This is a genomic window from Burkholderia contaminans, from assembly GCF_029633825.1.
In the GTDB taxonomy this organism is placed as follows: Bacteria; Pseudomonadota; Gammaproteobacteria; order Burkholderiales; family Burkholderiaceae; genus Burkholderia; species Burkholderia contaminans.
The window spans coordinates 1,344,248-1,365,436 of the sequence record NZ_CP090640.1 but is presented as its reverse complement, the minus strand read 5'-3'; the positions used below and the strand labels follow the sequence as shown (position 1 = coordinate 1,365,436).

The 21,189-nt window shown below is 59.4% G+C and carries 12 protein-coding genes, 6 tRNA genes, 3 rRNA genes and 1 pseudogene; 4 read left to right on the top strand and 18 right to left on the bottom strand.

Annotation, left to right across the window (positions count from 1 at the left end; translation table 11 throughout):
* Positions 1-4: 4 nt before the first annotated feature.
* The 12 genes and pseudogenes from rpoB to LXE91_RS06295 all read right to left on the bottom strand — a co-directional run bounded on the left by rpoB (position 5) and on the right by LXE91_RS06295 (position 9,677).
* On the bottom strand, positions 5-4,111 hold the full coding sequence (gene rpoB, locus LXE91_RS06350; protein WP_039339224.1) for a DNA-directed RNA polymerase subunit beta: 4,107 nt from the start codon (positions 4,109-4,111) through the stop codon (positions 5-7).
* A 377-nt stretch (positions 4,112-4,488) separates the two neighbouring features.
* Entirely contained in the window at positions 4,489-4,863 is a 375-nt protein-coding gene (gene rplL, locus LXE91_RS06345) for a 50S ribosomal protein L7/L12 (protein ID WP_021161757.1), read from the bottom strand.
* A 63-nt stretch (positions 4,864-4,926) separates the two neighbouring features.
* Positions 4,927-5,424 carry a 50S ribosomal protein L10 gene (gene rplJ / locus LXE91_RS06340; protein ID WP_021161756.1) on the bottom strand — a complete coding sequence of 166 codons (498 nt, stop codon included), beginning with the start codon at positions 5,422-5,424 and terminating at the stop codon, positions 4,927-4,929.
* A gap of 304 nt (positions 5,425-5,728) precedes the next feature.
* On the bottom strand, positions 5,729-6,427 hold the full coding sequence (rplA, locus tag LXE91_RS06335; protein ID WP_006482906.1) for a 50S ribosomal protein L1: 699 nt from the start codon (positions 6,425-6,427) through the stop codon (positions 5,729-5,731).
* Positions 6,428-6,859: a 50S ribosomal protein L11 gene (rplK, locus tag LXE91_RS06330; RefSeq protein ID WP_006477201.1), complete on the bottom strand. Its 432-nt coding sequence runs from the start codon at positions 6,857-6,859 to the stop codon at positions 6,428-6,430. It lies immediately after the preceding gene.
* A gap of 142 nt (positions 6,860-7,001) precedes the next feature.
* The gene (gene nusG / locus LXE91_RS06325; RefSeq protein WP_006400672.1) at positions 7,002-7,559 is read right to left on the bottom strand and encodes a transcription termination/antitermination protein NusG; all 558 of its coding nucleotides are present in this window, start codon (positions 7,557-7,559) and stop codon (positions 7,002-7,004) included.
* A 1-nt stretch (position 7,560) separates the two neighbouring features.
* A complete protein-coding gene (gene secE / locus LXE91_RS06320; protein WP_006482892.1) occupies positions 7,561-7,941 on the bottom strand; it encodes a preprotein translocase subunit SecE in 381 nt (126 codons plus the stop codon).
* A gap of 42 nt (positions 7,942-7,983) precedes the next feature.
* Positions 7,984-8,059 (bottom strand) — tRNA-Trp (locus tag LXE91_RS06315).
* A 59-nt stretch (positions 8,060-8,118) separates the two neighbouring features.
* A pseudogene (gene tuf / locus LXE91_RS06310) lies at positions 8,119-9,308 on the bottom strand (elongation factor Tu).
* 66 nt (positions 9,309-9,374) lie between these two features.
* Positions 9,375-9,449 (bottom strand) — tRNA-Thr (locus tag LXE91_RS06305).
* A gap of 24 nt (positions 9,450-9,473) precedes the next feature.
* Positions 9,474-9,547, bottom strand: a tRNA-Gly gene (locus LXE91_RS06300).
* 44 nt (positions 9,548-9,591) lie between these two features.
* A tRNA-Tyr gene (locus LXE91_RS06295) sits at positions 9,592-9,677 on the bottom strand.
* 774 nt (positions 9,678-10,451) lie between these two features.
* On the opposite strand from LXE91_RS06295, the gene LXE91_RS06290 reads away from it, so the two are divergent.
* Entirely contained in the window at positions 10,452-11,225 is a 774-nt protein-coding gene (locus tag LXE91_RS06290) for a hypothetical protein (protein ID WP_135370748.1), read from the top strand.
* A 564-nt stretch (positions 11,226-11,789) separates the two neighbouring features.
* Here LXE91_RS06290 and rrf read toward each other — a convergent pair.
* The 6 genes from rrf to LXE91_RS06260 form a co-directional block, all read right to left on the bottom strand.
* A 5S ribosomal RNA gene (gene rrf / locus LXE91_RS06285) occupies positions 11,790-11,902 on the bottom strand.
* A 153-nt stretch (positions 11,903-12,055) separates the two neighbouring features.
* Positions 12,056-14,932, bottom strand: a 23S ribosomal RNA gene (locus LXE91_RS06280).
* Between the two features lie 277 nt (positions 14,933-15,209).
* A tRNA-Ala gene (locus LXE91_RS06275) sits at positions 15,210-15,285 on the bottom strand.
* Positions 15,286-15,324: 39 nt separating this feature from the next.
* A tRNA-Ile gene (locus LXE91_RS06270) sits at positions 15,325-15,401 on the bottom strand.
* 64 nt (positions 15,402-15,465) lie between these two features.
* Positions 15,466-16,997: ribosomal RNA gene (locus LXE91_RS06265) — 16S ribosomal RNA — on the bottom strand.
* Together the 16S, 23S and 5S rRNA genes with 2 tRNA genes alongside form the textbook arrangement of a ribosomal RNA operon.
* Positions 16,998-17,563: 566 nt before the next feature.
* The gene (locus LXE91_RS06260) at positions 17,564-18,832 is read right to left on the bottom strand and encodes an SGNH/GDSL hydrolase family protein (RefSeq protein WP_039366900.1); all 1,269 of its coding nucleotides are present in this window, start codon (positions 18,830-18,832) and stop codon (positions 17,564-17,566) included.
* Between the two features lie 199 nt (positions 18,833-19,031).
* Here LXE91_RS06260 and paaA point away from each other — a divergent pair, with 199 nt between their 5' ends.
* The 3 genes from paaA to paaC are packed head-to-tail and all read left to right on the top strand — an operon-like array spanning position 19,032 to position 21,169.
* On the top strand, positions 19,032-20,030 hold the full coding sequence (gene paaA, locus LXE91_RS06255; RefSeq protein WP_039366897.1) for a 1,2-phenylacetyl-CoA epoxidase subunit PaaA: 999 nt from the start codon (positions 19,032-19,034) through the stop codon (positions 20,028-20,030).
* Positions 20,031-20,070: 40 nt separating this feature from the next.
* Entirely contained in the window at positions 20,071-20,355 is a 285-nt protein-coding gene (gene paaB / locus LXE91_RS06250) for a 1,2-phenylacetyl-CoA epoxidase subunit PaaB (RefSeq protein WP_039366894.1), read from the top strand.
* A gap of 10 nt (positions 20,356-20,365) precedes the next feature.
* Positions 20,366-21,169 carry a 1,2-phenylacetyl-CoA epoxidase subunit PaaC gene (paaC, locus tag LXE91_RS06245; RefSeq protein ID WP_039366891.1) on the top strand — a complete coding sequence of 268 codons (804 nt, stop codon included), beginning with the start codon at positions 20,366-20,368 and terminating at the stop codon, positions 21,167-21,169.
* The last annotated feature ends 20 nt before the right edge of the window (positions 21,170-21,189 follow it).

Sequence of the window (21,189 nt, the reverse complement as noted above, 5' to 3'; positions counted from 1 at the left end):
CCGATTAATTGCGGTCGAGATCGATATCGATACCGAGCGAGCGGATTTCCTTCACGAGCACGTTGAAGGATTCCGGCATGCCTGCATCGATCACGTGGTCGCCCTTGACGAGGTTTTCGTACACCTTCGTCCGGCCGGTCACGTCGTCCGACTTCACCGTCAGCATTTCCTGCAGCACGTAGGACGCGCCGTACGCTTCGAGTGCCCACACTTCCATTTCACCGAAACGCTGGCCACCGAACTGCGCCTTACCACCCAGCGGCTGCTGCGTGACGAGCGAGTACGGGCCGGTCGAACGCGCGTGCATCTTGTCGTCGACCAAGTGGTGCAGCTTCAGGTAGTGCATGTAGCCGAGCGTCACGCGACGTTCGAACATTTCACCCGTGCGGCCGTCGTACAGACGGACCTGGTTCTTCGACGGGTTCATGCCGAGCTGTTCAGCGATGTCGTCCGGGAACGCGAGGTCGAGCATCTTGCCCATTTCTTCCTCGGTCGCACCATCGAACACCGGCGTTGCGAACGGCACGCCTTCGCGCAGGTTCTTCGCGAGTTCGAGGATCTCTTCGTCGGTGAAGCTTTCCAGGTCTTCCTGGCGGCCCGAGTCGTTGTAGATCTTCGTCAGGAACACGCGCAGTTCCTCGATCTTCGCCTGACGCTGCAGCATTTCGCCGATACGCCAGCCGAGGCCCTTCGCGGCCCAGCCGAGGTGCACTTCCAGAACCTGACCCACGTTCATCCGCGACGGAACGCCGAGCGGGTTCAGCACGACGTCTGCCGGACGGCCATCGGCCATGTACGGCATGTCTTCGATCGGAACGATCTTCGACACGACACCCTTGTTACCGTGACGGCCTGCCATCTTGTCGCCAGGCTGCAGGCGACGCTTGACCGCGAGGTACACCTTGACCATCTTCAGCACGCCCGGCGGCAGTTCGTCGCCTTGCGTGAGCTTCTTGCGCTTCTCTTCGAACGCGAGGTCGAACTGGTGACGCTTTTCTTCGATCGAGTTCTTGATCGCTTCGAGCTGCGCCGCTGCTTCGTCGTCCGCGAGGCGGATGTCGAACCAGTGGTAGTGGTCGAGATCTTCCAGGTAAGCCTGGTCGATCTTCGTACCCTTCGCGAGCTTCTTCGGACCGCCGTTCGCGACCTTGCCCACGAGCATGCGTGCGAGACGCTGGAACGCGTCGCCTTCCACGATGCGCAGCTGGTCGTTCAGGTCGAGACGGTAACGCTTCAGTTCATCGTCGATGATCTGTTGCGCACGCTTGTCGCGCTGGATGCCTTCACGCGTGAATACCTGGACGTCGATCACGGTGCCGCTCATGCCCGACGGCACGCGCAGCGACGTGTCCTTCACGTCCGAAGCCTTCTCGCCGAAGATCGCGCGCAGCAGCTTCTCTTCCGGCGTCAGCTGGGTCTCGCCCTTCGGCGTGACCTTGCCGACCAGCACGTCGCCTGCTTCGACTTCAGCACCGATGTACACGATGCCCGATTCGTCGAGACGGCCGAGCTGGACTTCTGCCAGGTTCGAGATGTCGCGCGTGATTTCTTCCGGCCCGAGCTTCGTGTCGCGTGCAACGACGTTCAGCTCTTCGATGTGGATCGACGTGTAGCGATCGTCGGCCACGACCTTCTCCGAGATCAGGATCGAATCCTCGAAGTTGTAGCCGTTCCACGGCATGAACGCGATCAGCATGTTCTGGCCGAGCGCGAGCTCGCCCAGGTCCGTCGAGGCGCCGTCGGCCAGCACGTCGCCGCGCGAGACCTTGTCGCCCATCTTCACGATCGGACGCTGGTTGATGTTCGTGTTCTGGTTCGAACGCGTGTACTTGATCAGGTTGTAGATGTCGACACCGACTTCACCTGCGACTGCTTCGTCGTCGTTCACGCGAATCACGATACGGCCTGCGTCGACATAGTCGACGACGCCGCCGCGGAACGCCTGGACCGTCGTACCCGAGTCGACCGCACAGGTGCGCTCGATGCCCGTACCGACGACCGGCTTTTCCGGACGCAGACACGGCACGGCCTGACGCTGCATGTTCGAACCCATCAATGCACGGTTCGCGTCATCGTGCTCGAGGAACGGAATCAGCGAAGCTGCCACCGACACGATCTGCGACGGCGCGACGTCCATGTACTGGATACGGTCAGGCGTGACCATCATCGTTTCGCCGGCTTCACGCGACGACACGAGTTCGTCGATCAGCTGGCCGTTCTCGTCGATCGCGGCGTTTGCCTGAGCGATCATGTAGCGGCCTTCCTCGATCGCCGACAGGTAGTCGATCTGGTCGGTCACCTTGCTGTCCACGACCTTGCGGTACGGCGTCTCGAGGAAGCCGTACTCGTTCAGGTGCGCATACAGTGCGAGCGAGTTGATCAGGCCGATGTTCGGACCTTCCGGCGTTTCGATCGGGCACACGCGGCCATAGTGGGTCGGGTGCACGTCGCGGACTTCAAAGCCAGCGCGCTCGCGCGTCAGACCGCCCGGGCCCAGTGCGGAAACACGACGCTTGTGCGTGATTTCCGACAGCGGGTTGGTCTGGTCCATGAACTGCGACAGCTGCGACGAACCGAAGAACTCGCGAATCGCCGACGAAATCGGCTTCGAGTTGATCAGGTCGTGCGGCATCAGGTTTTCGCTTTCGGCCTGGCCGAGGCGTTCCTTGACCGCGCGCTCGACACGCACGAGACCGGCGCGGAACTGGTTTTCCGCCAGTTCGCCGACGCAACGCACGCGACGGTTGCCGAGGTGGTCGATGTCGTCCACTTCGCCCTTGCCGTTGCGCAGCTCGACGAGGATTTTGATCGTCGCGAGGATGTCGTCGTCCTGCAGCGTCATCGGGCCGGTGATCTCGTCACGGCTGACGCGGCGGTTGAACTTCATACGGCCGACCTTCGACAGGTCGTACGCTTCTTCGCTGTAGAACAGACGGTTGAACAGCGCCTCGACTGCTTCCTCGGTCGGCGGCTCGCCCGGACGCATCATGCGGTAGATCGCGATGCGCGCGGCCGTCTTGTCGGTCGTTTCGTCGACACGCAGCGTCGACGAGATGTACGGGCCCTGGTCCAGGTCGTTCGTGTAGAGCGTCTGGATGTCCTTGATGCCCGCTTCGCGCAGCTTCTCGAGCACGCTTTCCGTGACTTCGTCGTTCGCGCTCGCGATCACTTCGCCGGTGTCGCCGTCGACGACGTTCTTCGCCAGCACGCGGCCGAGCAGATAGTCTTCCGGCACCGAGATGAACTTGGTCTTCGCGGCTTCGAGGTCGCGAATGTGCTTCGCGTTGATCCGCTTGTCCTTCTGGACGATGACCTTGCCATCACGATCCGTGATGTCGAAGCGCGCGACTTCACCACGCAGGCGCTCGGGCACGAACTCGAGTTGCGCGCCTTCGTCCATCAGCGTGAAGTTGTCGAACACGAAGAAGTTCGCGAGGATCTGTTCCGGCGTGAGGCCGATGGCCTTCAGCAGGATCGTGACCGGCATCTTGCGGCGACGGTCGACGCGGAAGTACAGGATGTCCTTCGGATCGAATTCGAAGTCGAGCCACGAGCCGCGGTACGGAATGATCCGTGCCGAGAACAGCAGCTTGCCCGAGCTGTGCGTCTTGCCCTTGTCGTGTTCGAAGAACACGCCCGGCGAACGGTGCAGCTGCGAGACGATGACACGCTCGGTGCCGTTGATGACGAACGAGCCCGTCGGCGTCATGAGCGGAATTTCGCCCATGTACACTTCCTGCTCTTTCACTTCCTTGACGACCGGCTTGTTCGGCGATTCCTTGTCGAGGATGACAAGGCGGACCTTCGCGCGCAGCGCGGAGCAGTACGTCAGGCCGCGCTGCTGGCATTCCTTGATGTTGAATGCCGGCGCGGACAACGCATAGCTCACGAACTCGAGACGTGCGAAACCGTTGTGCGAAACAATGGGAAATACCGATGTGAACGCAGCCTGCAAACCTTCAGGCTTGCGTTGCGTGGCCGGCACATCGGCTTGCAGAAACGTGCTGAATGATTCAAGCTGGGTAGCCAGCAAGAAAGGAACTTGGTGAACGATGGGGCGCTTCGCGAAACTCTTGCGAATGCGCTTCTTCTCGGTGAAGGAATATTGCATACGATCTCCGAATCACGGCGGGTGCTATCGAGGCGGAATACCTGGACGTTTCAAACCCGAGTGTTCACCGACTGAGACCCGATGGCCGTCCGACGGCTTGAACGAGCCGAGAAGCTTGGTGGTTGGCCGCTACCAACCGCTGGCTGACGGCAGCGGATGCCTGTGTTGCCCGCTACCCGACCAAACTTGCCTTCTGCAGTCGCTTCAGAAGACAAAGAGAACCGCCATTCGTGACCAATGACAACGATCAGGCGGTTTTCTTTGGCTTCTGGGGCCGATTATTCGGGCTCCCGAATGAGTGCCAGAATAACGTCCCCACAAAGCACAAAAAGGCCGGCGGTGAAAATACCGCCAGCCTTCGCACAGCGCGCCGAAACTTACTTGACTTCGACCTTCGCGCCTGCTTCTTCCAGCTTCTTCTTGGCTTCTTCAGCAGCAGCCTTGTCGACGCCTTCCTTGACAGCCTTCGGTGCGCCGTCAACGACGTCCTTCGCTTCCTTCAGGCCCAGGCCCGTCAGTTCGCGAACTGCCTTGATGACTGCAACCTTGTTGCTGCCTGCTTCAGCCAGAACGACCGTGAATTCGGTCTTCTCTTCTGCTGCAGCAGCTGCGCCGCCGCCTGCCGGGCCAGCGACTGCCACTGCAGCTGCCGACACGCCAAACTTCTCTTCGAATGCCTTGACCAGTTCGTTCAGTTCCAGAACGGTCATCCCTTCGACTGCTGCCAGGATGTCTTCTTTTGCGATTGCCATTTGAAATACTCCTAAATTGAATTCGGATACAGCCAGCGATCAATGACGCTGATGCACGTTCGATTACGCAGCTTCCGCTTGCTTCTTCTCGGCCAGCGCGGCCAGAGCGCGCGCGAAGCCCGAAACAGGCGATTGCATAACGAACAGCAGCTTCGAGAGCAGTTCTTCGCGGCTCGGGATGCTTGCCAGCGCTTGCACGCCAGCCTTGTCCATCACCTTGCCATCGAACGAACCAGCCTTGATGACCAACTTGTCATTGCTCTTGCTGAAGTCGTTGACGACCTTAGCAGCAGCAATTGCATCTTCCGAGATGCCGTAGATCAACGGGCCAGTCATCTGCTCTGCCAGCGGAGCAAACGGCGTACCTTCAACAGCGCGACGCGCCAGCGTGTTCTTCAACACGCGCAGGTAAACCTGTTGCTCACGCGCTTTCGCGCGCAGCTTGGTCAGATCGCCAACCGCAATTCCACGATACTCAGCCAGCACAACGGTCTGGGCCTTCGCGACTTGCGCGGAAACCTCAGCGACGACGGCTTGCTTGTCTTCTCTATTAAGCGGCACGGTTAGCCTCCAGAAACGATACGTTCGGCGTGGCCGGCATGGCCGAAACCTCACGTACCTCGTTCAACAACGGCGTCCGACCTCGTTAGGAGTATTTCCACCTCACGCCGGGAATCGCTTCGCGGCCTGCGGCTTCACCACTGCAAAACTTTTTCGGGTTCGCCATCTGCGTTGGCTTGAATTAAGGGATCACCTGACTGCTGCGCCCCACCAACGGTCTTTGATAACCGGTTGCCCGCCCTACCGCACGAACAACCGCCCAAAGCCCATGTAGGCCGCTTCACGAACGAAGCGGCCCGAATACTTACTGTGCTGCCAGCGTAGCCTGGTCGACACGCACGCCGACGCCCATCGTGCTCGACAGTGCGATCTTGCGCAGGTAGACGCCCTTGCTCGTTGCCGGCTTTGCCTTCTGCAGCGCTTCGATCAGTGCCGACAGGTTCGAACGCAGTGCGGTCGGCTCGAACGATGCACGGCCGATGGTCGCGTGGATGATACCGGCCTTGTCGACACGGAATTGCACCTGACCAGCCTTCGCGTTCTTGACGGCGGTTGCGACGTCCGGCGTGACCGTACCGACCTTCGGGTTCGGCATCAGGCCGCGCGGGCCGAGGATCTGACCGAGCGTACCGACGATACGCATCGTGTCCGGCGAAGCGATCACGATGTCGAAGTCCATCTGGCCAGCCTTGATCTGCTCTGCCAGGTCTTCCATACCGACGATTTCCGCGCCTGCAGCACGTGCTTGCTCAGCCTTCTCGCCTTGCGCGAACACAGCAACGCGAACCGACTTGCCCGTACCTGCCGGCAGAACGACCGAACCACGAACGACTTGATCCGACTTCTTCGCATCGATGCCGAGCTGGACTGCGACGTCGATCGACTCGTCGAACTTCGCGCTCGCGCATTCCTTCACGAGGCTCAGTGCGTCTTCGATCGCGTACAGCTTCTGACGATCAACCTTGGCAGCAAATGCCTGACGGCGCTTGGAGATCTTAGCCATTTACACGCCCTCCACAGTGATGCCCATCGAGCGTGCGCTACCAGCGATGGTGCGAACGGCTGCGTCCAGATCAGCTGCCGTAAGGTCCGGCATCTTGGTCTTCGCGATTTCTTCAGCTTGAGCGCGCGTGATCGAACCGACCTTGTCGGTGTGCGGCTTGCTCGAGCCCTTGTCCACCTTCGCCGCCTTCTTGATCAGGACGGTCGCCGGCGGCGTCTTCATCACGAACGTGAAGCTCTTGTCAGCGAATGCCGTGATGACCACCGGCACCGGCAGACCCGGCTCCATGCCTTGAGTCTGCGCGTTGAACGCCTTGCAGAACTCCATGATGTTCAGGCCGCGCTGGCCCAGTGCCGGACCGACCGGCGGCGACGGGTTGGCTTTACCTGCAGGGATCTGCAGCTTGATAAAGCCGATAATCTTCTTTGCCATTTGTGAACCTCATTGGAACGCCGGAGAAGGCGTTCGGTGAGTAATAACGCGCTTTCGCCACTGGCTACTGACGCTCCTCAACGGCCATGACGCGGGCCGTAAGCGCGAAGGTGGGCAGCCTAGGCTGCCCACCGAATCGGGATCAAACTTTTTCGACCTGGCCGAACTCAAGTTCGACCGGGGTGGATCGACCAAAGATAGTGACCGACACACGCACGCGCGATTTTTCGTAGTTGACTTCTTCGACGGTGCCATTGAAGTCCGTGAACGGGCCTTCCTTGACACGCACCATCTCGCCGACTTCGAACAGGGTCTTCGGGCGCGGCTTCTCAACGCCTTCCTGCATCTGCGACATGATCTTCTCGACTTCCTTCGGGGAAATCGGGGTCGGGCGGTTACGCGCACCGCCGACGAAACCGGTGACCTTCGCGGTGTTCTTCACGAGGTGCCACGTTTCGTCCGTCATTTCCATCTCGACCAGCACGTAGCCGGGGAAGAAACGACGCTCGGTCACTGCCTTGTGGCCGCCTTTGACTTCGACCACTTCTTCGGTCGGAACCAGGATCTGACCGAATTTGTCCTGCATGCCAGCACGTTCAATGCGCTCCTGAAGCGCACGTTGCACGCTCTTCTCCATACCGGAGTAGGCGTGCACGACGTACCAACGCTTTCCGCTCGGGGATGCCGGAGTATCGCTCATATCATTTCCAACCCAGAATCGCCGAGAAAATCACCCATTCGATCGATTTGTCACTCAACCAGAGGAAAATCGCCATCACGAGCACGAAACCGAACACGACGAGTGTGGTTTGCGTTGCTTCCTTGCGGGTGGGCCAAACGACCTTCCGGACTTCCTTGTACGAATCCTTGGCAAAAGCGATGAGGCTCTTGCCAGGTGCGGACATCAGCCCGACGGCCACGCCGGCGATGATACCTACCGCCAACGCGGCACCGCGGACATACCACTGCTGATTGGCCAGCCAGAAGAAGCCCACGAATCCGGCCAAGACCAACAATACGCCCAGGGCCAGCATCAGCTTATCGCCGGAGGTATTTACAGTTTCGACGGATGGATTCGCCATAACACCTTAAAACAAATGCCACGTAGGACACGTGGCTATTTTTGGCAGGGGCAGAGGGAATCGAACCCCCAACCTTCGGTTTTGGAGACCGACGCTCTGCCAGTTGAGCTATACCCCTAAACCATGCTGGGGCTGGCTGTTGCCAGCCCCAAAACTGTCGATCAACGAATAACTGGCTTACTCGATGATCTTGGCGACGACGCCGGCGCCGACCGTACGGCCGCCTTCGCGGATTGCGAAGCGCAGACCTTCTTCCATCGCGATCGGAGCGATCAGCTTCACCGTGATCGACACGTTGTCGCCCGGCATCACCATTTCCTTGTCCTTCGGCAGCTCGATCGAGCCCGTCACGTCCGTCGTACGGAAGTAGAACTGCGGACGGTAGTTGTTGAAGAACGGCGTGTGACGGCCGCCTTCGTCCTTGCTCAGCACGTACACTTCAGCCGTGAAGTGCGTGTGCGGCGTGATCGAACCCGGCTTCGCCAGAACCTGGCCACGCTCCACGTCTTCACGCTTCGTGCCGCGCAGCAGGATACCAACGTTGTCGCCCGCTTGACCTTGGTCCAGCAGCTTGCGGAACATTTCAACGCCCGTGCAGGTCGTCTTCACCGTCGGCTTGATACCGACGATTTCGATTTCTTCGCCGACCTTCACGATGCCGCGCTCAACGCGACCCGTCACGACCGTACCACGGCCCGAGATCGAGAACACGTCTTCAACCGGCATCAGGAACGCGCCGTCAACTGCACGCTCCGGCGTCGGGATGTACGTGTCCAGCGCGTCGGCCGGCTCATGATCGCCACTTCGCCCAGCTCGCCCGTGTCGCCTTCCAGCGCCAGCTTCGCCGAACCCTTCACGATCGGCGTGTCGTCGCCCGGGAAGTCGTACTTCGACAGGAGTTCGCGAACTTCCATCTCGACCAGCTCGAGCAGTTCAGCATCGTCCACCATGTCGCACTTGTTCAGGAACACGATGATGTACGGAACGCCAACCTGACGTGCCAGCAGGATGTGCTCGCGCGTTTGCGGCATCGGGCCGTCTGCTGCCGAGCAAACCAGGATCGCGCCGTCCATCTGCGCTGCGCCCGTGATCATGTTCTTCACATAGTCAGCGTGGCCCGGGCAGTCGACGTGTGCGTAGTGGCGGTTAGCCGTTTCGTACTCGACGTGTGCCGTGTTGATCGTGATGCCGCGCGCCTTTTCTTCCGGTGCCGCGTCGATCTGGTCGTATGCCTTCGCTTCGCCGCCGAACTTCTTCGTCAGAACCGTCGTGATCGCTGCCGTCAGCGTCGTCTTGCCGTGGTCAACGTGACCAATCGTACCAACGTTCACGTGCGGCTTGGTCCGCTCAAATTTACCCTTGGCCATTTTCGACTCCCAGAAGGAATTTCACAGGTTGCGCCGCGCGCAAACAAGACACTGACTTTTTACTGCTGGTGCCCATGGGCAGGATCGAACTGCCGACCTCTCCCTTACCAAGGGAGTGCTCTACCACTGAGCCACATGGGCGCTTTACGCTTCAACTTCGCGGTCTGGAGCGGGTGAAGGGAATCGAACCCTCGTCGTAAGCTTGGAAGGCTTCTGCTCTACCATTGAGCTACACCCGCACGGGCCACAAACGATTCCTTACCGCTCACTGCGCTGATAATCTTGGTGGAGGAGGTTGGATTCGAACCAACGTAGGCGTAAGCCAACAGATTTACAGTCTGCCCCCTTTAGCCACTCGGGCACCCCTCCGTAGAGAACTGACGATTATGGGGGTGCATCGCACTTCTGTCAAGCGGACCCGGAAGATTATTTTCACTTTCTTCCCGACACCTGCTTGACCACCGATCTCCCGCCCTTGCCCGGCTAAGGCAAGCATGGGTCCTACTGATCAGTGCCACATCTTCGTCAGACTTCGCCCTCAACGTCGATCTGCATCTTCGCTGAAAACGAAAGACCGCCATCATACGACCTCTTTCGCGCTCTGCCAAGCAGGTAAACGAAAAATTTCCGCAAATTTCGTGCCGGGCGGATTCGATGATCCGTCCCCGGTACTTTTCGGGATACTGCCGGCGATCTCACGCGTTGTGTGGCCGCACCTGCAGGCGATATACACGACGAGCCTTTCATGCGTTTCCGGGCAACAGCTTCGGGCTCTGCGGCCGGCTCTGCCGACCGGAAGTCATGGGCGCGACCGACCTTTGCCGACTTCAGCGACAGGCGCGATACCGTCACCGGTCAACTGCCCGCCTCCGGTTCGGATCCTCATGGCTCTAACCGTGCATGCGGCCGTTGTGTCGGGCGCCTGGCGTCGCCAGGTATGACCATCAGGATCCGCCAGCAGACGCTGGCTGACAGCCACGCTCCTGAACGCCCGGCAGCAACCGTGGTGCAAGCCAGTATATGATCGACTGAAGCCCCGCACTGGATGTCGGGGGCCTCGGCGCGGCGCACGTCGGTTCCGCTGGGGCATCCCCGTTAAGCCAAGATGCGATCGCATATGCGTGGCTACTCAACGATGCGTCCATGTATCTCGTCGGCGCCGGCTATAACGCCCCCGAATGTGAATTCGGCAGCCCGGCCTGCATCGATCCATTGCAGCCATTACTCACCGACAATAAGCGACCTCGCCCAGGTCTGCCCCGCAGACTTGGCCATGCGATCTCGGCGAACATTCTGCAATGTGCCGCCCACTGCATCTTGCCGTCGTGCAAGCCGACGAACGTCAGTAACTGGTCGGTCTATCGCAGCGAATCCTCGGCATACAAGCGACATCCCGCGTGCCCGTACGATGCCCGTCTCGTGCAGTTGAGCATCAATGCCTGCGCAGGGTTAGACGCCGGCGCGTTTTCCGCTCCGCATCAGTCCGACGACGACGAAGGAAAGCCGGCATGCGACATCCAGTCTTCAGCATCTACTGCTCGCCACCCGGCGTTGGTCGTGCCAATCCAAGAGCAAGGCCGGAACATGCCGTGCCGGTTTTCGCCCGTCGATGGCTCCGCACTCCGCGATTCGAGTACCGCATGCACGGTGCGATCGGCGTCGACGCCGGCGGCACACACTTCGCGTTCGTGGGCGAAGGGCGCGACTGCTTTGGCCGCACGGCCAATTCACGCGAAGAAGCATGTGTTGCGCGATGGGCAACTCGTGCTCGCCCAAAAGAGCGCGGATTTCTGGTGCTATCCGGTCGATGAACTCGCGGACGCGCAGCTCGCGCTACGCATCGATTTTTGGCTCCGACTGGTTACGTGTGCCCGTTTCTTCGAATGCGTCGACTTGTGCGAAGATGCAAGGAATTGAGACGCGAACAACTCTGGATAACTTCACGATGTCATCCTGGGCGCATCCGTCTTCACTCGCTCGATGGGTAACAGTCGCTCAGCGCTCGCGGCAAGAACACGCCCGGAACGTCCGATAGAGGCAACCCGTTACCCGGGTCTTGCTGACGGTTCACGCGGTAACGGAGGCCGCGGAACATGCTCGATCGGCACGGAATCGCAATGGTGATTTTAAGGCGTGGATGAGCTCAATACGCTGACGAACGGGCCTCGATAGGCAGCAATCGACGGGTTGGTGATGCCACACCGGGCCACAGCCCGCGACGCTCAAATCTACGCCGAGAGGTACAGCGGGAGGGTGGATGTTTGAATGTGGGCTTCGGCCAGCGCCAGCCACGAGTGCGACGCCAGCTCGATCGGTTTCATCAGCCGCGCAGAGAGCTGCGAATTGCTCGAGAGTGGTAGATGCCTAGATCGGCGCATTCGGCGCTGCAGCTCCAGCCAGGCCGTCATCCCGCCCCCATGCATTTCTGCCGCGCCAATGCAAAAACCCCCGCCTTTCGGGCGGGGGTTCTTGGCTTAGGGAGCCTGACGATTACCTACTTTCACACGGGAATCCGCACTATCATCGGCGTAGAGTCGTTTCACGGTCCTGTTCGGGATGGGAAGGGGTGGGACCGACTCGCTATGGTCATCAGGCAAAGAGGGTTGTTGCGCTGGCTTCGCAGCGCAACCAATCCTGGAAGAAGCAGTAATTTAGGTTGTGTGTATCACACACGAGAATCCAACTTGTCGCTTTGGATCGCAGCCAGTGCTATCGCACGGCGCCGATCTACAAGGCAGACTTGTTATAGGATCAAGCCTTACGGGCAATTAGTATCAGTTAGCTGAACGCATTACTGCGCTTACACACCTGACCTATCAACGTCCTGGTCTCGAACGACCCTTCAAGGGGATCTAGTCCCCAGGGATATCTCATCTTAAGGCGAGTTTCCCGCTTAGATGCTTTCAGCGGTTATCTCTTCCGAACATAGCTACCCGGCGATGCCACTGGCGTGACAACCGGTACACCAGAGGTTCGTCCACTCCGGTCCTCTCGTACTAGGAGCAGCCCCCTTCAAATATCCAACGCCCACGGCAGATAGGGACCAAACTGTCTCACGACGTTTTAAACCCAGCTCACGTACCTCTTTAAATGGCGAACAGCCATACCCTTGGGACCGGCTACAGCCCCAGGATGAGATGAGCCGACATCGAGGTGCCAAACACCGCCGTCGATATGAACTCTTGGGCGGTATCAGCCTGTTATCCCCAGAGTACCTTTTATCCGTTGAGCGATGGCCCTTCCATACAGAACCACCGGATCACTATGACCTGCTTTCGCACCTGCTCGACTTGTCGGTCTCGCAGTTAAGCACGCTTATGCCATTGCACTATCAGCACGATTTCCGACCGTACCTAGCGTACCTTCGTACTCCTCCGTTACGCTTTGGGAGGAGACCGCCCCAGTCAAACTGCCTACCATGCACTGTCCCCGACCCGGATCACGGGCCAAGGTTAGAACCTCAAACAAACCAGGGTGGTATTTCAAGGACGGCTCCACCGAAACTAGCGTTCCGGTTTCATAGCCTCCCACCTATCCTACACAGATCGGTTCAAAGTCCAATGCAAAGCTACAGTAAAGGTTCATGGGGTCTTTCCGTCTAGCCGCGGGTAGATTGCATCATCACAAACACTTCAACTTCGCTGAGTCTCGGGAGGAGACAGTGTGGCCATCGTTACGCCATTCGTGCAGGTCGGAACTTACCCGACAAGGAATTTCGCTACCTTAGGACCGTTATAGTTACGGCCGCCGTTTACCGGGACTTCAATCAAGAGCTTGCACCCCATCATTTAATCTTCCGGCACCGGGCAGGCGTCACACCCTATACGTCCACTTTCGTGTTTGCAGAGTGCTGTGTTTTATTAAACAGTCGCAGCCACCAGTTTATTGCAACCCCTTCACCCTTCTGGCGCAAGCCAGTCAAGCTAAGGGCGTACCTTATCCCGAAGTTACGGTACCAATTTGCCGAGTTCCTTCTCCCGAGTTCTCTCAAGCGCCTTAGAATACTCATCTCGCCCACCTGTGTCGGTTTGCGGTACGGTCATCGTTAGACTGAAGCTTAGAGGCTTTTCTTGGAACCACTTCCAATTGCTTCGCTCCCTAAGGAGCTCGCGCCACACCCTTGAATTCCGCGCCCGGATTTGCCTAAGCGCCTTCTCCAATGCAGCGACCGGGACTTCCAACACCCGGACAACCTTCCGCGATCCGTCCCCATCGCATCTAACAATGGTGCAGGAATATTGACCTGCTTCCCATCAGCTACGCATTTCTGCCTCGCCTTAGGGGCCGACTCACCCTACGCCGATGAACGTTGCGTAGGAAACCTTGGGCTTACGGCGAGGGGGCCTTTCACCCCCTTTATCGCTACTCATGTCAGCATTCGCACTTCCGATACCTCCAGCACCCTTTACAAGGCACCTTCGCAGGCTTACGGAACGCTCTCCTACCATGCGTGCTAAGCACGCATCCGCAGCTTCGGTATATAGCTTAGCCCCGTTACATCTTCCGCGCAGGACGACTCGATCAGTGAGCTATTACGCTTTCTTTAAAGGGTGGCTGCTTCTAAGCCAACCTCCTGACTGTTTTAGCCTTCCCACTTCGTTTCCCACTTAGCTATATTTGGGGACCTTAGCTGGCGGTCTGGGTTGTTTCCCTCTTGACACCGGACGTTAGCACCCGATGTCTGTCTCCCGTGATTGCACTCTTCGGTATTCGGAGTTTGCTATGGCGGGGTAATCTGCAATAGACCCCCCAACCATGACAGTGCTCTACCCCCGAAGGTGAGACACGAGGCACTACCTAAATAGTTTTCGGAGAGAACCAGCTATTTCCAGGTTTGTTTAGCCTTTCACCCCTATCCACAGCTCATCCCCTAACTTTTCAACGTTAGTGGGTTCGGACCTCCAGTACGTGTTACCGCACCTTCATCCTGGCCATGGATAGATCACCTGGTTTCGGGTCTACGCCCAGCAACTGAACGCCCTATTCGGACTCGCTTTCGCTACGCCTGCCCTATACGGTTAAGCTTGCTACTGAACGTAAGTCGCTGACCCATTATACAAAAGGTACGCCGTCACCCCTTACGAGGCTCCGACTGTTTGTATGCATGCGGTTTCAGGATCTATTTCACTCCCCTCCCGGGGTTCTTTTCGCCTTTCCCTCACGGTACTGGTTCACTATCGGTCGATCACGAGTATTTAGCCTTGGAGGATGGTCCCCCCATCTTCAGACAGGATTTCACGTGTCCCGCCCTACTTGTCGCACACCTAGTTCTTTCATACTGTTTTCGCCTACAGGGCTATCACCTGCTATGGCCGCACTTTCCAGAGCGTTCGGCTAACAATACAAATAAAGAGTGCAAGGCTCATCCCATTTCGCTCGCCACTACTTTGGGAATCTCGGTTGATTTCTTTTCCTGCGGTTACTTAGATGTTTCAGTTCACCGCGTTCGCTTCGCATGGCCTATGTATTCAGCCATGGATACTCCAAAAGGAGTGGGTTTCCCCATTCGGACATCTACGGATCAAAGCTCGTTTGCCAGCTCCCCGTAGCTTTTCGCAGGCTACCGCGTCCTTCATCGCCTGTGATCGCCAAGGCATCCACCACATGCACTTGTTCGCTTGACCCTATAACGAGTCTGTCTCGTTACAGGTTGAGTTCTCGCGTTGTGCCGTATTCCAATTTAAGTCGAACATAGAGTTCGAATCATCTTGAGATACATCGATACAATCACAACCCGGATAACTTTCACGTCCATCTCAAGACGCTTCCGCTATCCAAATTACTTACTTCTTCCAGATTGTTAAAGAACGACAGCCGATATCTGTTGATATCCTCTGACTGGCTCAATCGCCAATGACAAAGACTCGAACAATCGTCATTCGAATGTTTGTCATTGAAGATTGGTGGAGGCAGACGGGATCGAACCGACGACCCCCTGCTTGCAAAGCAGGTGCTCTCCCAGCTGAGCTATGCCCCCATTGAGTACAGATGACCTCAGGTACCTACCGCCAGACAATGGTGGGTCTGGTTGGATTCGAACCAACGACCCCCGCCTTATCAAGACGGTGCTCTAACCGACTGAGCTACAGACCCCTGAGTCTGTCTTTAAATTTACAGCCGATAAGCGTGAGCGCTCAACTTCGCGAGATAGCTCTGGAAAGGAGGTGATCCAGCCGCACCTTCCGATACGGCTACCTTGTTACGACTTCACCCCAGTCATGAATCCTACCGTGGTGACCGTCCTCCTTGCGGTTAGACTAGCCACTTCTGGTAAAACCCACTCCCATGGTGTGACGGGCGGTGTGTACAAGACCGGGAACGTATTCACCGCGGCATGCTGATCCGCGATTACTAGCGATTCCAGCTTCATGCACTCGAGTTGCAGAGTGCAATCCGGACTACGATCGGTTTTCTGGGATTAGCTCCCCCTCGCGGGTTGGCAACCCTCTGTTCCGACCATTGTATGACGTGTGAAGCCCTACCCATAAGGGCCATGAGGACTTGACGTCATCCCCACCTTCCTCCGGTTTGTCACCGGCAGTCTCCTTAGAGTGCTCTTGCGTAGCAACTAAGGACAAGGGTTGCGCTCGTTGCGGGACTTAACCCAACATCTCACGACACGAGCTGACGACAGCCATGCAGCACCTGTGCGCCGGTTCTCTTTCGAGCACTCCCACCTCTCAGCGGGATTCCGACCATGTCAAGGGTAGGTAAGGTTTTTCGCGTTGCATCGAATTAATCCACATCATCCACCGCTTGTGCGGGTCCCCGTCAATTCCTTTGAGTTTTAATCTTGCGACCGTACTCCCCAGGCGGTCAACTTCACGCGTTAGCTACGTTACTAAGGAAATGAATCCCCAACAACTAGTTGACATCGTTTAGGGCGTGGACTACCGGGGTATCTAATCCTGTTTGCTCCCCACGCTTTCGTGCATGAGCGTCAGTATTGGCCCAGGGGGCTGCCTTCGCCATCGGTATTCCTCCACATCTCTACGCATTTCACTGCTACACGTGGAATTCTACCCCCCTCTGCCATACTCTAGCCTGCCAGTCACCAATGCAGTTCCCAGGTTGAGCCCGGGGATTTCACATCGGTCTTAGCAAACCGCCTGCGCACGCTTTACGCCCAGTAATTCCGATTAACGCTCGCACCCTACGTATTACCGCGGCTGCTGGCACGTAGTTAGCCGGTGCTTATTCTTCCGGTACCGTCATCCCCCGACTGTATTAGAGCCAAGGATTTCTTTCCGGACAAAAGTGCTTTACAACCCGAAGGCCTTCTTCACACACGCGGCATTGCTGGATCAGGCTTTCGCCCATTGTCCAAAATTCCCCACTGCTGCCTCCCGTAGGAGTCTGGGCCGTGTCTCAGTCCCAGTGTGGCTGGTCGTCCTCTCAGACCAGCTACTGATCGTCGCCTTGGTAGGCCTTTACCCCACCAACTAGCTAATCAGCCATCGGCCAACCCTATAGCGCGAGGCCCGAAGGTCCCCCGCTTTCATCCGTAGATCGTATGCGGTATTAATCCGGCTTTCGCCGGGCTATCCCCCACTACAGGACATGTTCCGATGTATTACTCACCCGTTCGCCACTCGCCACCAGGTGCAAGCACCCGTGCTGCCGTTCGACTTGCATGTGTAAGGCATGCCGCCAGCGTTCAATCTGAGCCAGGATCAAACTCTTCAGTTTAAACCTGTTACTGTTTTCGGTTCAGTTAAGAACCGGTCGCTCACTCAAAGCTGACAGGAATATGAATCACTTCATAAACCTGACTTACTTTAGTGTGAGACTCTTGATACTTTCGCTATCTGATCCGAGGATCAGCTCGCTGCCATCAAGCGCCCACACTTATCGGCTGTTAATTTTTAAAGAGCATTCTGCGAGGAACTTCGTGTTTCCCGGCAGCGCTGCGTTTTCAGCAGCAGAGAAGCGAGATTATGAACCGTGTTTCGCAGTTCGTCAACAACTTTTTACACTACATCGTTGCGACTGCGGGGCTCAACTTCCAGGCCGGTTGCGCGCTTCAGACTGCTGCGCTCCACCAACCTTGCTTCCCTCTCCCGCGCCGCGTTTCCGTTAGCGCGAAAGAGGCGTGATTCTAAGCACCCACCCCCAACTCCGCAAGCCCCTTTGTGAAAATATTTTGAAAAAGCCCCCGTGCGCTGACGCGCACGGGGGCTTCGGGCTCGACGTGCCAAATGGCGCCACTGACCTACGCGTTGCCGGCAACACTTCCCTCTATATACAGCGGTGCGTCACTTGCCGCCCACCGCAGCCTGCAGCTGCTCGACCGGCACCGCGTCGGCCATCGCCGTGTAGCCGGCGTCGCTCGGATGAATGCCGTCCCCGCTATCGTATCGACGCTGCAGCACGCTCGGGCGCGCCGGATCGCGCAGCACGGCATCGAAGTCGGCCACACCGTCGAACCCGCCACCGCTTCGGATCCATCGGTTCACCTCAAGGCGGGTCGCCTCACGCCCCGCCGGCAGCCCGGCCGGCGTCAGCGTCGCGCCGAAGACCTTCACGCCGTGACGGTGCGCCGCTTCGATCAGCCGGCGGTAGCCGTCGATCAAGGATGCAGCCGTGACCTGCGTATGCGGATGGTCGCAATCGAGCCCCGCGCGCGGCGGCATCGCCGCGAAATTGATGTCGTTGATCCCGATCAGCACGATCGCCGCCTTCACCCCCGCACGCGACAGCGCATCGCGCTCGAACCGCGAGGCCATCGACGTGCCGTAGCACGCCGAATCGCTGAGCAGCCGGTTCCCGCTGATCCCAAGATTCGCGACGCCGATCGACTCCGCCCCAGAGGCGGTCAGTCGACGCGCCAGTGCGTCCGGCCAGCGGCGGTTCCGGTTCACGCTCGAGCGCAGCCCGTCGGTAATCGAATCGCCGATCGCCGCTACGCTCGCGCGCGCCGAACCAGCCTCGACCGCGAGCTCGCTCACCCATGCATATTGAGTAAAGCGAGTGCGGAACAGCGCGGCGCCCGGATCACTCACGTGATCACCGGGTGCAGACACGTAATTGAACTGGTTCGACACGCGGTGCCAGACCGTCATCCGCTGGTTTGCCCCCATTTGGAGGCTGATCGCATAAGGTCGCCCGGCCGCCACGTCGATCGCCACCGGATCGCTTTCGAGCTCCTGGCCCGGCGCAAGCGTCACCGACGCCTTGCCGCCGAACCGGACCGGCACCGCCGCGCCGGCAAGCGCCGCCCCTTCGCCTGCGCGCGCGAGGCTCGCCGCCACCACGACCAGCGGCGCACGGGAGTAGGCATTGCTGATGCGGATCCGCGCAGCACGCCCCGACACCGTCGGGTAGACGATCTGGCGCACGGCCCGTCCAGCCACGTCGGGCGCGCGATAGAGCGGCGGCGGTGCGGCAAGATCGGGAATAGGCTGCAGCGCGGTCGCCCACGCCGCCACCCATCCGGCCGGCGCAGCCGAAGCCGACGCCACGGGCGGCGAGACAAAGACGGCCGCACCCAGCACGACTGCGGCGATACTGCTTCGAAATGACATCGGCAAAATCCTCGTCGGAAAGCGGGCATTGTGCCGCAGAAGACGCGAACCCCACGCGCCGGACCACCATCACACCCTCCGATCGCACCCCGACGTCCCTCGTTTACCCGAGTCTCGCCGCAAATCCACAACAAATTTATTAACCGACCGGTCGGTTGGTTTATACTTCGCACACATTCAACCGGACGAGAGCCTCGCCATGTACACGCAATCCCTCGACATCCCCGGCAACGTCGCGCCGCTCGACGCCGCAGCCGAGTCGCCCGAGCAGGCGCGGTTCGATGCGGTCATGGCCGCCGACGGCAAGATCGAACCGCAGGACTGGATGCCCGACGCCTATCGCAAGACGCTGGTACGCCAGATCTCGCAGCACGCGCATTCGGAAGTCGTGGGCATGCTGCCCGAAGGCAACTGGATCTCGCGCGCGCCGAGCCTGAAGCGCAAGGCGATCCTGCTCGCGAAGGTCCAGGACGAAGCCGGCCACGGCCTCTATCTGTATAGCGCGGCCGAAACGCTCGGCGTATCGCGCGACTCGCTGATCGACGCGCTGCACGCCGGCAAGGCGAAATATTCGAGCATCTTCAACTACCCGACGCCGACCTGGGCGGACGTCGGCGTGATCGGCTGGCTCGTCGATGGCGCCGCGATCATGAACCAGATCCCGCTTTGCCGCTGCACGTACGGCCCGTACGCGCGCGCCATGATCCGCGTGTGCAAGGAAGAATCGTTCCACCAGCGCCAGGGCTTCGACGCACTGTTGTCGATGATGAAGGGCACCGACGCGCAACGCGCGATGGTTCAGCAGGCCGTGAACCGCTGGTGGTGGCCGGTGCTGATGATGTTCGGCCCGAGCGACGCCGATTCGGTCCACAGCAACCAGTCCGCGAAATGGGGCATCAAGCGGATCACGAACGATGACCTGCGGCAGAAGTTCGTCGACGCGACGGTCGACCAGGCGAAGGTGCTTGGCGTGACGCTGCCCGACCCCGACCTGAAGTGGAACGAGGCGCGCGGCCATCACGACTACGGCACGATCGACTGGGACGAATTCTGGCGCGTGGTCAACGGAGACGGCCCGTGCAACAAGGAACGCCTCGCGACTCGCGTGAAAGCGCATGAGGACGGCGCATGGGTACGCGAAGCCGCCCTCGCCCACGAAGCGAAGCGCCGCGCGCGCGCAGAACAGCACGCCGCCTGAGCAGCGGCACACCATCGAATTCAGGATTCAGGAGAAAGTGATGAACAAGGAATGGCCGATCTGGGAAGTGTTCGTGCGCAGCAGGCAGGGGCTCGATCACAAGCATTGCGGCAGCCTGCACGCCGCCGACGCGTCGATGGCGCTGCGCATGGCGCGCGACGTCTACACGCGCCGCCAGGAAGGCGTGAGCATCTGGGTGGTGCCGTCGTCGGCGATCACCGCGTCGGATCCGAGCGAGAAGGCCGAGCTGTTCGAGCCGGCGGGCGACAAGATCTACCGTCACCCGACGTTCTATACGCTGCCCGACGAAGTCAACCACATGTAACGCCCGCGCCATGACGATCACGCCCGAACACCTCTCCTACGTGCTGCGCCTCGCGGACAACACGCTGATCCTCGGTCAGCGCAACGCCGAATGGTGCGGCCACGGCCCGATCCTCGAGGAAGACATCGCGCTCACCAACATGAGCCTCGACCTCATCGGCCAGGCGCGCATGCTGTATACGCATGCGGCCGAACTCGAGCGCCAGCTCACCGGCGCAACGAAGACCGAGGACGACTACGCGTACTTCCGTACCGAGCGCGAGTTCGCGAACTTCACGCTCGCCGAGCTGCCGCACTACGGCCCGCTCGCCGGCACCGCGCACGCCGACAAGGACTACGCGGTGACGATCGTGCGCAACTTCCTGTACTCGGTGCTGATGCTGCACGTGTGGAACGCGCTCGAAACGTCGACCGACACGCAGCTCGCCGCGATCGCCGCGAAATCGGTGAAGGAGACCCGCTATCACGTGCAGCACGCACGCGAGTGGCTCGTTCGCCTCGGCGACGGCACCGACGAATCGCACCGTCGCGCTCAGCGCGCGCTCGACTACCTGACGCCGTACACGCGCGAATTCTTCGCCGCCGATGCGATCGATGACGCGGTCGCCGCCGAGGGCATCGCCCCCGCCCCGGCCACGCTCGAAGCAGCATGGCGCGCGGACGTGGACGACGCGCTCGCGGAAGCGACGCTCACGCTGCCGGCCCCCGTGCAGCACGTGACGACCGGCAAGCAGGGCGAGCACTCGGAACACATGGGCTACCTGCTCGCCGAACTGCAAAGCCTCGCACGCCAGCATCCCGGCGCGAGCTGGTAACCGGCCGCCCCGCCACGGAG

What these genes read in the sequence shown, in the direction of transcription:
- secE (WP_006482892.1), bottom strand. Translation starts at nt 7,941, where the DNA reads ATGGCGAATCCATCCGTCGAAACTGTAAATACCTCCGGCGATAAGCTG.
- paaC (WP_039366891.1), top strand. Translation starts at nt 20,366, where the DNA reads ATGACGATCACGCCCGAACACCTCTCCTACGTGCTGCGCCTCGCGGAC.
- LXE91_RS06290 (WP_135370748.1), top strand. Translation starts at nt 10,452, where the DNA reads ATGTATCTCGTCGGCGCCGGCTATAACGCCCCCGAATGTGAATTCGGC.
- nusG (WP_006400672.1), bottom strand. Translation starts at nt 7,559, where the DNA reads ATGAGCGATACTCCGGCATCCCCGAGCGGAAAGCGTTGGTACGTCGTG.
- rplK (WP_006477201.1), bottom strand. Translation starts at nt 6,859, where the DNA reads ATGGCAAAGAAGATTATCGGCTTTATCAAGCTGCAGATCCCTGCAGGT.
- rpoB (WP_039339224.1), bottom strand. Translation starts at nt 4,111, where the DNA reads ATGCAATATTCCTTCACCGAGAAGAAGCGCATTCGCAAGAGTTTCGCG.
- paaB (WP_039366894.1), top strand. Translation starts at nt 20,071, where the DNA reads ATGAACAAGGAATGGCCGATCTGGGAAGTGTTCGTGCGCAGCAGGCAG.
- LXE91_RS06260 (WP_039366900.1), bottom strand. Translation starts at nt 18,832, where the DNA reads ATGTCATTTCGAAGCAGTATCGCCGCAGTCGTGCTGGGTGCGGCCGTC.
- paaA (WP_039366897.1), top strand. Translation starts at nt 19,032, where the DNA reads ATGTACACGCAATCCCTCGACATCCCCGGCAACGTCGCGCCGCTCGAC.
- rplA (WP_006482906.1), bottom strand. Translation starts at nt 6,427, where the DNA reads ATGGCTAAGATCTCCAAGCGCCGTCAGGCATTTGCTGCCAAGGTTGAT.
- rplL (WP_021161757.1), bottom strand. Translation starts at nt 4,863, where the DNA reads ATGGCAATCGCAAAAGAAGACATCCTGGCAGCAGTCGAAGGGATGACC.